At 58.6% G+C, this 12503-nt stretch carries 11 protein-coding genes and 1 pseudogene; all 12 read right to left on the bottom strand.

The window, feature by feature from the left end:
- Window positions 1-7: 7 nt before the first annotated feature.
- A complete protein-coding gene (locus QZ329_RS05345; protein WP_295749242.1) occupies window positions 8-805 on the bottom strand; it encodes a hypothetical protein in 798 nt (265 codons plus the stop codon).
- Window positions 806-1459: 654 nt separating this feature from the next.
- Window positions 1460-2032, bottom strand: coding sequence for a GNAT family N-acetyltransferase (locus QZ329_RS05355; protein ID WP_295749245.1), 573 nt, complete (start codon window positions 2030-2032; stop codon window positions 1460-1462).
- Window positions 2033-2044: 12 nt separating this feature from the next.
- Window positions 2045-2209 (bottom strand): hypothetical protein, encoded by a 165-nt coding sequence (locus QZ329_RS05360; protein ID WP_295749248.1) that lies wholly within the window; start codon window positions 2207-2209, stop codon window positions 2045-2047.
- Window positions 2210-2340: 131 nt separating this feature from the next.
- On the bottom strand, window positions 2341-2481 hold the full coding sequence (locus QZ329_RS05365) for a YegP family protein (protein ID WP_365351497.1): 141 nt from the start codon (window positions 2479-2481) through the stop codon (window positions 2341-2343).
- Between the two features lie 137 nt (window positions 2482-2618).
- A complete protein-coding gene (locus QZ329_RS05370) occupies window positions 2619-3656 on the bottom strand; it encodes a PDDEXK nuclease domain-containing protein (RefSeq protein WP_295749251.1) in 1038 nt (345 codons plus the stop codon).
- 154 nt (window positions 3657-3810) lie between these two features.
- Window positions 3811-3915: pseudogene (locus tag QZ329_RS05375) on the bottom strand (AbrB/MazE/SpoVT family DNA-binding domain-containing protein); the annotation flags it as partial.
- A gap of 228 nt (window positions 3916-4143) precedes the next feature.
- Complete coding sequence (locus tag QZ329_RS05380; RefSeq protein ID WP_295749254.1) at window positions 4144-5598, bottom strand: SLC13 family permease; 1455 nt, start codon at window positions 5596-5598, stop codon at window positions 4144-4146.
- A gap of 43 nt (window positions 5599-5641) precedes the next feature.
- Entirely contained in the window at window positions 5642-6154 is a 513-nt protein-coding gene (locus tag QZ329_RS05385; RefSeq protein WP_295749257.1) for a 4Fe-4S dicluster domain-containing protein, read from the bottom strand.
- A gap of 14 nt (window positions 6155-6168) precedes the next feature.
- Window positions 6169-8304 (bottom strand): molybdopterin-dependent oxidoreductase, encoded by a 2136-nt coding sequence (locus tag QZ329_RS05390; protein ID WP_295749260.1) that lies wholly within the window; start codon window positions 8302-8304, stop codon window positions 6169-6171.
- A complete protein-coding gene (locus tag QZ329_RS05395; protein ID WP_295749262.1) occupies window positions 8297-9574 on the bottom strand; it encodes an FAD-dependent oxidoreductase in 1278 nt (425 codons plus the stop codon). Before QZ329_RS05395 ends, QZ329_RS05390 begins: the two co-directional genes overlap by 8 nt.
- The gene (locus tag QZ329_RS05400; protein ID WP_295749265.1) at window positions 9571-11004 is read right to left on the bottom strand and encodes an MmgE/PrpD family protein; all 1434 of its coding nucleotides are present in this window, start codon (window positions 11002-11004) and stop codon (window positions 9571-9573) included. The genes QZ329_RS05395 and QZ329_RS05400 overlap by 4 nt, the downstream gene beginning before the upstream one ends.
- Window positions 11005-11038: 34 nt before the next feature.
- Window positions 11039-12451: an MmgE/PrpD family protein gene (locus QZ329_RS05405; RefSeq protein ID WP_295749268.1), complete on the bottom strand. Its 1413-nt coding sequence runs from the start codon at window positions 12449-12451 to the stop codon at window positions 11039-11041.
- Window positions 12452-12503: the final 52 nt, after the last annotated feature.

A 12503-nucleotide genomic window follows, 5' to 3' on the forward strand; every position in this document is an offset into this window, starting at 1 on the left:
TTCTGTATCATTCCCTCATTATACTACTTTTCCCTCTATTGGTACAGTTTCTAAATAAATGGTCAGGTGTAAAACCTTCAATGTTCTTTTTTGCCTTCAGCCAATATGCAGTCAAGACAGCCTTGTCTATGTTGGACGTGTGCTTATGCCCATTCCAAAACTTTTTGAACTGCGTACGTTCTGCCTCGAACAGATTCAACTCCAAAAATAGATATTTTTGTGGGTTACGCTTTCGTGAAGCTCTGCGAGACTTCTGCCCATTTTGACCTTCAGAAGTTCCCGACAAAATGGTTCTGGCCTTTTGAATGCCGGTTTGTTCCATGCGGTAATCGGTTTGGCTGACCGCAGAGATGTATTTTAAAGACAACAGAGTCCTTAGATTTTCGATGAAATGATTACTATGCGACTGTGTGACACGATTTGACTCCTCATATTTCGCACGCAAGTCCTCCTTACTAAAAACCCCTTTTCCGCAATTTGAAGCATATAAAGCATAAATGAGCATCCATTCGGATTCCTTTTGAGGTAAACCTTGCATAACGACGCTGTTTAAAGGGGGAAGCTCAAAATCGGAGGCCTCACCAACAACTGCAGGCTCCTCGGCCAATAATGCTGTCGTCGATTCATTGCTGCTCTTGCTGACTTCACAATTTTGCACACTTTGTGCTTTCGTGTGGACGAGTGGTGAAATATTTCCCAAGCCAGATTCTCTGAGCTCCTGAAACATTGTATGAACGAGTTCTCCCTCGCCCTCAAGTTCAATCTGGGCATCGCCGATTATAATTTTCAGTTTGAAGTCACTCATGTTATTAGCCCTCCAGGTACTCAGTATCAGCCAGTGACAGCCAAATCCCGCAGCAAAAAGTAGCAGGAATTATTTTAATTGTAGTGCAAGATGAAAAAATTGTCAATGTTAATACAAATTTCGCAGCCAACATCAGGAATGTTCATAAAACTGGGTTTTCTTCCATTTGGTGTGGGATACCCCCTACCTATCTCAGGAGGAAACCGCCATGTCTTAAACCAGCAGTATCTACGGGGTTCGGGTCCATAACCTGAAAAACACCGACGTAGACGTCCTCCGGAATCAGATCGTCATCGTCGCCAGGGCTATTCATACGGTGAAGCCTCTGGACACGAACATCCCCAAGGGCCACTTGGTGGTGGTCACGGGCGTGTCTGGGCCTGGCAAGACCACCTTGATTTTGGAGAGCCCGGTCCCCGGCCTAGAGACAGCGGTGGGCAAAACAAAACTGCCGGAGCTGATGGCTACGGATGTGGACACGGCGCTGGAAGTTTGCAAAGATATGAAGCTGGTTCGCCAACGCCTCCAAGTCTTGAAGGACCTGGGCTATCTGACTTTAGGAATGAGATCCCCAGCCTGTCCGGCGGCGAGACCGGGGGACGGATTGTGGCGGCAGAGAGAGGTTGGAGGAGATTACGTGGAACCCGGACAGCATTACAGGGCTGTATCTGAAACGCTGGCAATCGGCAGTTTCAGAAGATATTCCCGCACGCTCAGGTCGCGCATAATGGTTTCCTGCTTTTCCGGCAGCTCCTCCGCCAGACGCTTTATAGCAGCCGAAAAGGTCGAATCCTCCTGTAGATATTCCGCCCCCAGCTTTTGAAACACGTGGGTGCTGCGGGTATTTACGGTCATGATACGAACCTTGATTTCCGACACATGGCGGTTCTCCCCATACCAGTTTGCAAAGGTAGTGATTGCCTCCGGGCCATAGCCATGATTCTGGTACTTCTCCAGAAGGTCAATACCTAATTCCGGGACTTCCTCATCTATTTTCTGCATATTCACGCGGCCGCAGAATTGGCCGCCGTCCCGCAGGAAAATCAGGTAGGACAGCACAGACGGATTTTTTGTGGTTTTCCATAATTCTGGAAGAATTTTCTCCTGAAATTCTTTGTCGTTATCAAACAACGTAGGGGACCGTTCCAGCCAGATCAGGGACATTAGGTCAAGATTATCATCCGTCATTGGCCGGATATACAGCCTCCTTGTTTCAATCCGCATCATGAGTCCCTCCGATTATCTCAACAGCTCCCACTCAAAATTCTCCCACTTCAACCGGCTACCCACGTCCGTGCCCTCCGGCAGCAGGAACATAGCCACCTGGTTGTCCACTCCTGTGTCGCTGACCATATAGGCGTAGTCTCCGTTGATATTCTGGACGGTGTAAAATACAGGCTCCATAAAAACATCCTCACATTCTGTCAATTTTTGACTTCCATCATAGTATACCCCCGCCGTTGTGGGCTGGCAAGCAGGCAATACAAAAGGGACGATGATCCATGCCACCACCCCCTTTTGATTTCCACAGATGTTTACTCTTTCTCATCCACCGTCTCGGCTTCCGGCGCGTTTTTTCGCACGCTTGCCACGCCTTTCAGGCAGGCGGATCGGGAGGTGTAGACCTCGGAGGTGGCAATGATCTCGCCGTTCCCGGCTTTCAGGTTAAATTTGATGCCGGTTTTTACCTTCTTGACTGCGAACTTTTCCCATACTGATCGCTCCTTTTATTTAGTTTCAGGGCCGATAGTGTCAGTAAGCAACAAAAACCGCTCCTGCCAACGAAACCTGTCGAAATTTGGGATTCCTTGTCCTACCGCTCCTCCAGCTTCTCGAAGTCCTCCAGATTCAGCTCCCGTTTCAGCTCCTCTTCCGTAGGCAGATAAGGCATATACTTCGCGGCGTAGATCTGCCGGTTGTCCTCCGGCAGGGTCAGCCGGACCAGGGTGTCGCTCTTTTGGGCGCACAAGAGCAGACCCACCGGCGGGTTGTCTCCCTCGTTCATCTGATAGCGGGTGTAGTAGTTCACATACATCTGCATCTGTCCGATGTCCTGGTGGGTGAGGATGCCTGTCTTTAAGTCTATCAGCACGAAGCACTTTAAAATATAGTTGTAAAACACCAGGTCAATATAAAAATGCTGCCCATCCACATTGAAATGCTTCTGCCGCGCCACAAAGGAGAACCCACGCCCCAGCTCCAGAAGGAATTTCTGCAAATGGTCAATCAGGGCCTGTTCCAGGGTCGACTCGTAGAAATGTTCGTTGGCTGGGAGGTCCAGGAACTCCAGCACATAGGGGTCCTTTATAATCTGCTCATACTCGGGCTTTGGTTCCTTGGTCTGAATTTCCGCCGCCACGCTTTCCTTGTCCCGGCTGGCAAGTAGCCTCTGGTAAAACATGGTGTTAATCTGCCGCTCCAGCTGACGGGAGCTCCATCCAGCCTTTGCACACTCCTCCATATAGAAGGTCCGCGCTTTGGCATCATTTACCTTCATTAGGGAACGATAATGCGTCCAGCTCAATTCGGAACGCAGTGCGTTCACGTTTGGGAAAGTCAGATAAAACTGCCGCATGTACCGCAGATTGCGGAGGTTGAACCCCTTCCCAAATTCCTCCGTAAGCCGCCCAGAAATGTACTGGAGCACCTGCTTGCCATAGGCCGCCCGGTCGTTTTCCCCGCAGGCTTCAAAAATCGACTTGCCAATCTTCCAATAGGCCGTCACCATGGCGGCGTTCACCGCCGCATAGACCTGCCCCTGGGCCTCGATGACATAGCCCCGGATGGAGCGGTAGGCGTCCTCAGACTGAGGGCTGTTCGGCAGGTTTTCTCGTTTTGTCAATTCATCCATACACGTATCCTTTCAGCCTGTGTGTAACGCTCTCTTCTCTATTATACCATTTCCTGCCCACATCAACAAGTCAAACCGCCTATGTACCCCACCCCATTCTCTTCTCCAGCCTCATCATCCCCCCGCAGAACCGCTCCCACGGCTCCAATGTTGTCTGCGACGGGTCGCCCTCCCGGATACGCATGGTGCGGCGAATTTCCTTCGGAATAACCACCCGGCCGAGGTCGTCAATCCGCCGCACAATTCCAGTTGCCTTCATATTGAAAAACTCCTTTGAAAAGTGATGGTTGCTATGTCACTCTGGCAAATGCTAGTATCCACAATTTTAGCCGCCTTATGCCGCCGGAAGTCTTGGTGATGTCTGGAAAACACGTTTACCCGACCGCCGGCCATGGAACCAGCTCCGCAAAAATCCGGCGGGAGGCAATTGCCTCCCGCCGGAACGGCGTTCTGCCATTATGCGCCGGTCTTCTCCGCGGCGCGCCGCTCAGAAGCAGATATTCGCAATCACCGCCAGCGGAATCGTCGCGAGCAGAATCACCAGCATTCCAACGCAGGAATAGGTATACGCCTCCCGGCTGGTGAGATTTTCGTTGCCGTGGATCAGGCCTACCGGCGCGGAGGCTCCGGGCAGAATCAGGCCCATATTTACCAGCCAGATCAGCATGATGCCGATGGCCATGGCGTTGGACCCCGTGGACTCAATGAAGGGAGCCAGAATGGGAACCATGGCTGTGCCGATGGCGATGTTGGACGCGGCGTTTGTCAAAATGCTGGTAACCAGCATCGCCACAATCAGCACAAACCAGGGGCCCCGGCCATGGAACACGCCGCCCAGGGTCTGGGAGATGAAGGCAATGATGCCGGTGGCCTCGTTCGTCATGGCGGAGGCCACCACCATGGTGGAGCCGATCATCAGCAGCACCGGCCACTGGATGCAGTTCCCCGCCACCTCGGAAAATTTAATCAGGGACTCCCGCCCGTCCGCCGACGCCATGGAGATATAGGCCGCGCCCAGGGCAAAGAAGCCGGCGGCGGAAATCTTGTTGGCAATCAGGTCGTACAGAGGGAAGCTCTTGGGCAGCAGGGCGCTGAGAAACACGAAGAAGAACACCACCGCCGCGGACCACAGCAGCTTGCGCTGGCGCTTGTCCATGCCCGTCTCGTTGGCCAGGGAGGTGACGTCGAAGTCATGGAGCGGCTTTGTATTCACCTTCAGAACCTTCACCTGATAGAGCAGATACAGCCCCATGCTGGCAAGCGCGCCCGGCAGGGTCACCGCCATGAACTTCATCAAAGACAGCGGGGCCACTGTCTCTCCCCACAGGTTGAACAGCGACATCTGCCAGCCCCGGATGGGGGCGATGGCGCCGCCCGTCACAAAGGCCAGCGCAATGCCGACGATGGTGCTGTTGGCAAACTTGTCTCCCTTCTCGTAGTGCAGGACCTTCAAGATTCCGTCGAAGATGGCCCAGTACAAAATAATCATGGCCAGGGAGCTGGTGAAGATGCAGATGAACATCAGCGACGCGTAGATGATGTAGACAAAGAGGTACGGATGCCCTTTCAGGGCCTTTCTGGACAGCATCCAGCGGGCGATATGCTCCGTGACTCCGTAGTAGTTCAGGGCGCCGGCCACAATATACGCCGTGGCGCTCTGGAACACCACCGCGTGGCCCAGACTGCCCGCCGCCGCCTGCCCCAGCGAGCAGTAGCCCACAATGGAGAGGGCGCAGATGCTCAGCAGCGCAGGCCAGTGCACGTCGCACGCGGAAAACAGGTAGATCATGCCGATGAAGATGCCCAGCACCTTCATGCCCATCTCGGTAATCGGTTCCACCGGCGGAATAAAGCCAATTCCGAACATCAGGACCACGCCGACGATGGCATTGACGTAGTAGGCCTTGCTCCGGACGATTCCCTTTTTCGCTTCGTTAGCCATGATGTTTCCTCCCTCATGATTCTGTAATGTTGACGGGCTCCCGTCAAATATCCACGCTCTTCGCCAGACGGTGCAGGGCCCGCAGGCCCTCCTGAGCCTCAAACGCCTCCTCCGTCATACATTGCAGCGCGCCGAAGGAGCAGGCCCGGACGCAGGCGGGCTGCATGCCGTTTTTCACCCGCATATAGCAGCCGTCGCACTTCACCATTTTCCCGTCGCTTTGGCGGAAGCGGGGCGCGCCGAAGGGGCAGGCCATGGCGCAGCTCTTGCAGCCGATGCAGTTGGTGTTGTCGTAGATCGTAAAGCCCGTATCGCCGTCCTTCTGGATGCAGCCCACGGGGCAGGCCTTGATGCAGGGCGCGTCCGCGCAATGCATGCAGGCGGCGGAGACATAGGCGCAGTAATAGCCCTCCGGCGTCTTGAACTCCGTGTCATAGGTCTTGCGGTAAGCCGCCTCCCCCGCCTGGACGTCGATGTCATTCTGGTCCATGCAGGCAATGGCGCAGGCGGAGCAGGCGCTGCATTGATCCGGATCAAACGCGATGACATATTTCATGAACTCTCTCCTCCTTACGCTTTCCGGATGTTGCACCGAAGCCCCTTGAAGCCGGGGAAGCCGGTGTAGGGGTCCAGGTGCGTGGTGGAGACCAGCAGATTGACGTTGGCCTCCGAATAGCCGTGCAGCATTTGCAGGTGCCCCGGCTTGAGCTTGCTGGTCAGCTTCGCCTTGACGCGGATCTCTCCCTTGGGGCTCCAGAGGATCACCGGGTCCCGGTCCCGGATGCCCAGGGCCTCCGCGTCCTGGAAGTGAATCTCGCACAGGGGCTCCGGACGGATGCTCCGGGCCCAGGGGGACTCGTGAAGCCGGGAGTGAATGGCCGTGCCGGTCCGGGTGCCGGTGGAGAGGTGGAAGGGATAGTCCCGGCGCATCTCCTCGCTGTCCTCGTCCCCCAGGGCGTCGTAGTACTCCGGGAGGGGATTCAGGCCATAGACCTTCTGGAACTCCATCACCCTCTGGGAGGTGAACTCAAACTTCCCGGAGGGGGTCTTGCAGTGCTCGATGTACGCCCCCGGCATCACCGGCTTGGCGATGGGCACCTTGACGGGCAGGTCGCTGGCCTTCAGGTCCGCCACGGTCAGTCCGCAGCCGTCGATGATCCAGTCCATGCAGGCCTCGTATCCGGCGCTGAGCATCTCGTCCTCCAGCTCCATGTAGCGGGCCAGCTCACACAGCCAGTCCACATCGGGCTTGGAGTCGTACAGCGGCGGAATCACCGGCTTTGTAAAGGTCAGATAGCCGCCCTGATAGGCTTTCAGCTCTCCCCGCTCCAAAGAGGAGCAGGCCGGAAGCAGGATGTCGGCGTACTTGGCTGTCTCCGTCATGAAGAGGTCGCTGTCCACGAAGAAGTCCAGCGTCTGGATGGCCTCCGCCAGCTTGTCCGTCTCGGGGAACATCTTGATGTTCATGCCCACGCCCACAATGGCCCGGACGGGATAGGGCGTTCCGGTCTTGATCTGGCGGGCCAGGTCCATGGCCTGAAACTCGTCGTAATACTTGTCCCAGATGGGGAATTTCCCCTCGGCGATGCGGCGCTCGTCTGTGGGCCGGATGGAGGAGTAGAACTCCTTCTCCCGGGTGGGAAAGCCCGCGGGCTTGTGGAGGTAGGTCATGGGGTTGGGGATGTTGCCGCCGGCCCGGTCGTAATTCCCCGTCAGGGCGGAGAGGCAGAAGATCGCCCGGAAGGTCTGGAAGCCGTTGGTGTAGTGTACCAGCGTGGAGGTGGACTGGTTGATGCAGGCGGGGCCGTTGGTGGCGAAGACGCGGGTGGCCTCCAGAATGTCCGCCGGGTCCAGGCCGGTGATTTTGCTGGTGGTCTCCAGGTCGAAGCGCTTGACGTACGCGGCGTACTCCTCATAGCCGTAAGTATACCGCTGGATGTAGTCCATGTCCGCCCAGCCATTCTGGATAATCAGGTTGGCCATGCAGGAAGCCAGGGCGGCGTCGGTGCCCGCGTTGATGTGGAGGAAGATGTCCGCCAGATTCTTGGCGGCGGGCGTAACGCGGGAGTCCACGATGATGACCTTCCCTCCCCGCGCCTTCAGGGCCTGCACTTTCTGCACGGAGAGATGGTTGGAGTAATAGCCGCAGTAGGCCCAGCCCAGGAAGGTGTTCGCCCGGGCGAAATCCGGTCCGCCCCCCGCTCCGGCGGTCATCATCCCCGCCAGGACGCCGGCCTGGTTGCAGGTGCTGTCGTCGCTGCCGTAGTTCACGGAGCCGAAGGCGTAGGCAAAGCGGTGGAGAATCGGGCGGTACCATTTGCAGTAGCCGGAGAAGAAGGCCACGGCGTGGGGGCTGTAAGTCTTCCTCACCTTTTTGAGATTGCGGTCAATCTCCGCGTAAGCCTCCTCCCAGGTGATGGGCTCAAATTTTCCCTCGCCCCGCCGGCCCACCCGGCGCAGGGGCGTTTGGAGGCGGTCGCTGCGGTAGATATAGTCCCGGTTGTTCACGCCCTTGGCGCAGATATAGCCCTTGTTGTAGGGGTGCTCCTTCGTTCCCTCCACCTTCAGGACCTTGCCGTCCTTCACATAGCAGTCCAGGCCGCAGTGGTGTCCGGGGCTGCAAATCGCGCAGAGGGACCGCCGGACCTCGATCCCCGTGTCCTCACCGGGGATTTTCGCCTTGATCCTTTTCTCCAGTTCAGTCAAGTTTTTTCCCTCCTATGAAATCAATGAAGCTGTCGGGGAAGCCCTTCTCCTTCAGCTTGCAGGCGGAAGCCACGTCCATCTGCCCCGGCCGGCTGGAGAAGGCCTTCAGCAGGCTGTTTTTCAAAATGCCGTTGCTCTCCGCCGAGCCGATGAGGTTCACGCACTGGATGTCCGCTCCCCTCCGCACGCCCCGGATGTAATAGGTCTCGTCCTCATACTCATAGACCTCGTCCCCGGGCCGGCAGGCGCTGACGTCGCCGATGCTGATAAAGTCAAAGTGCAGGTAGTGGGCCAGATTCAAAAGGATGTTGGCGTCAAATTCCTCCCGCCCGCCGGTCATGTTGGCCCCGGCCACCCGGCCCTGGTTCCCGGCGTTGGCCCACACGCCCACGTATTTGTGAACGCCGGACTGCTTTTCAATCGCCTCGCAGCAGTCCCCCGCGGCGTAGACGCCTTCGGCGCTGGTCCGCATGCCCGGGTCCACCCGGACCGCCCGGCCCAGCTCCAGGCCGCTGTCCTTCAAAAAGCCCACGTTGGGCCGGACGCCGATGCACACCGCCACCATGTCTGCGGTGAAGCGCCTTCCGCTTTGCATCACCGCCGTCAGCCGTCCGTCCGGCTCCCGCTCAATGGAGGAGAGCATCTGCTCAAAGGCCAGGGAGACGCCCTTGCCCTCCAGGTCCTTGTGGATGCGGAGGGCCGTCTCCTCGAAGGCCGCCACGCAGAACATCCACTTGGCGCCGTCCACCAGCGTGCAGGGAATGTCCCGCTCCACCAGGTCCTCCACCACCTTGATGCCCACCCAGGACGCGCCGATGACCAGGCCGCTTCGAATCTTTCCGGCGTCCAGGGCCTCTTTCAGGGCCACGGCATCCGCCACCGTCCGCATTTTCACAACGCCCGGCAGGTCGATTCCCGGAATGGGCGGCACCAGGGCGGAGGCGCCCGTGCTGATCAGGATGTTGTCATAGGCCGCCTGGCTCCCGTCCGCGAAACGGAGGGTCCGGGCGGCGGCGTCCAGCCCGGTGACGGGCTTTTTGCCGTAAAAGTTCAGGTTCAGCTCCCGGGTGATCTTCTCCAGAGGGCCGAAGGGAAACAGGGCGTCATAGGGGATCGCGCCTTTGACGTAATAGGTGGTCAGCATGGGGTTGGAGGGCCCCAGGTCCACGTCCGCGTAGACGTCGATCTGGGCCGACGGGTCCCTTCTTCGCGCCTCGGAGGCGGCGTGATACCCCGCGCCGCCGAAGCCCACAATGGCGATTTTGTTCATATCGTCCTCCCGCCGTCTCCGTGCAGGAACCCGCTGAGGGTTGAAATATCCTCGCAGGTTTCAATGCTGCACAGCGCGTCGATGGCCCGCTCCAGCTTCTCTCCGCCAAGGACGGGGGCCGCCTGAATCCGGAAGCGGTCCACAAACTGCTCCCGGGTCATCATGTTCGCGGGGTGGCCGGGGTGGCAGTCCATGGATTTGGTGAAGCTGCGCCCGTCGAAGGTGTTGACGGTCATGGTCTTCATGAGGAAGGAGCCCTCCCGGAAGAGCTTGAAGCCCAGTCCCCGGGGGTCCGGCGGGGAGTTTCCGGGAACAACCCGTTTCGCGAAGGCGATGACGTCCGGATTGCTCAGCATTTCCCGGCTGTACCAGTTGGCGCCGGGGGTGGGGTCGTGCAGCATGGCGGAGATGACGTAGGGAATGCTGAACTGGGCGTGGGTCAGGGACTTGAAGCCCCCCTCCGGCGGCAGGTCCATGCGGCTCATCCTGGGGGGATCGACGATGATCTCCCGAATGTCCTCCTTCCGCAGGCCGTTTCCAAAAATGATCTCGGAGGCCAGCTCGGCGGGGGTCTGGACCCACATGTTGGCGGGCCAGTGCTTTAAAAGCGTGGTCATGGTCAGCCAGGTCTCCCCCAGCTCCCGGGTGTACCAGGAGGGATCGTAATGGTCCGTCATCAGATTGGCGTAAGCCGCGGGATCGTCCAGCCCGTCCATGAAGTTGTGGACGCCCTTTTGCACCAGGTTCGCGATGACGATGCCGTCCCGGGCCCGCAGGCCGTGCTCGTAGTGGTAGAAGTCGGACATGGTGAACTCATGGAGGCAGGTGGGCAGGGTGCTGCACGCCGTGCCCAGGCCGATGGCCTTGTTGATGGCGTTGGCGTCCAGGCCCATCAGCTTCACGGCGGGGATGATGCACCCGAAGATCTGCCAGCTGGTCAGGCCCCAGCCGTGCTCCTGCTGGAAATCCAGGGTGGGCTGCACGGCGCATGCGATGCGCTGATAGACCTCATAGCCCAGGACGATGGCCGTCAGCAGGTCCTTGCCGCTTTTTTTCAGGTGCTCCGCCTCCACCCAGGCGCAGGGCACGATGCCGCAGGCCGGGTGTCCGGTCCAGGAGGTATCCTCCCAGTCCAGCATGTCCGACAGGGCGCCGGCCAGGAACGCGGCGTTGGCGGGGGCCAGCCGGTCGCCGCTGACCCATCCGGTGGCAGTCCCTCCGGCGCCGCCGTTGGCCGCCAGGGCCATCTCGGCGGCCTTTTTGGTGCCGGGCACGTCCTTGGCCGCCAGGGACACGCCGATGGTTTGCAGCATAATCATCTTCGCCCGCTCCACGACCTCCGGCGGGATGTCCTCGAACCGGGTCTTCTCCGTAAACTCGCTGAGGATGTCGGTATAGTTCGTCTCAATTTTATGCCAGCTGTAATGCATATCAGGAACCTCCGTTTTCCGTAATAGCCGCCGCTCAGTGCAGCATCCAATCCAGGGTGGAGAGGTCTTCGCAGCTCTCCAGATTCAAAAGGACCTCCAGCGCCCTTTCCATCCTGTCCTCACTCAGAACGGGGGCGGCCTGAATCCGGAAGCGGGAGGAGATTTCTTCCCGGTCCATCATGTTGGCCGGATGGCCGGGGTGGCAGCTCATGCTCTCGGAGAAGGTGCGCCCGTCCTTCGTCTTCACGATCATCGTCTTCCAGGGATAGTCCCCCCGCTGGAAGAGCTCGAAGCCGTTGATGGGGGAGTCGATGGGATCGTCGCTGGCCTTCACACGCCGGGCCAGGGCGACGACCTTCTCGTCCCTCATGTTCTCCGGGGTGTACCAGGCGGAGCCGGGCGTCCGGTCATACAGCATGGCGGCCAGGACAAAGGGGATGTTGAACTGCGCGTGGGTGATGGAGGTGAAGCCGTCCCCCACGGGGTCCATGCGGCGGTGGGTGCCGGGCTTGACGATGATCTCCTCAATGTCCTCGGGACCGATGCCGTTTTTGGTGACGATGTTGTAGACAATCTCCACTGGCGTCTGGACCCACATGTTGGCGGGCCAGTGCTTCAAAAGCGTCTCCATAATCATGTAGCGCTGCCCCAGCTCCCGGGTGTACCAGCTGGGATCGTGGCGCTCCTGGGTCACCAGGGTGCCGAAGGCCCCGAAGTCGTCGATGCCGTCCTCCAGGTTCTCCACCCCCAGCTTGGCGCAGCGGGCCAGGGTAACAGCCACCTGATTGCGGAAGCCGTGCTCGAAATGATAGACGTCGGACTTGGTGTACTCGTGGAGATTGGTGGGAATGGGGGCGCAGGTGGTGGCCATGCTCAAGGCCTTGTTGATCTGAAGGGAATCGTGGCCCATCAGCTTCACCGCGGGAACCAGGGAGCCGAAAAGCTGCCAGCTGGTCAGGCCCCAGCCCCGGCGGGTCCGCTCGTCCAGGGACGGCTGCACCGCCATGGCGATGCGCTGGTAGACCTCATAGCCCACCACCACCGCCGTAATAAAATCCCTGCCGGAGAGCTTCCGGCTCTCCGCCACGCCCCAGGCCACGGGGACGATGCCGCAGGAGGGGTGCCCCGTGCAGGAGCAGTCCTCCCAGTCCAGCATGTCCGCCAGCGTGCCGTTGAGCATGCAGGCGTTTTCCAGGCTGAGCTTGGACCCGTCCACCCAGGCGGTGGCCTCTCCGCCTCCGCCGGCGTTGCACTGCTTGGCAAGCTCAATGGCCTTTTTCGTCTCGCCCATGTCCTTGGCCGCCAGCGCCACGCCGATCACTTGGGTGGTGATGATCTTGGCCCGCTCCACCACCTCCGGCGGAAGGTCCTCATACTTGGTGTTCCGGATGTATTCCGAGAGAATCTGCGTGTAATTCGTCGTGAGCTTGTGCTGACTAAAACCCATAGTTTTTCACTCCCCGGCTGTACTGTAAATTTGGAATTTCCGCTTTTATTGT

The sequence above is a fragment of the uncultured Oscillibacter sp. genome (genome assembly GCF_910579365.1).
Lineage (GTDB): Bacteria > Bacillota > Clostridia > Oscillospirales > Oscillospiraceae > Oscillibacter.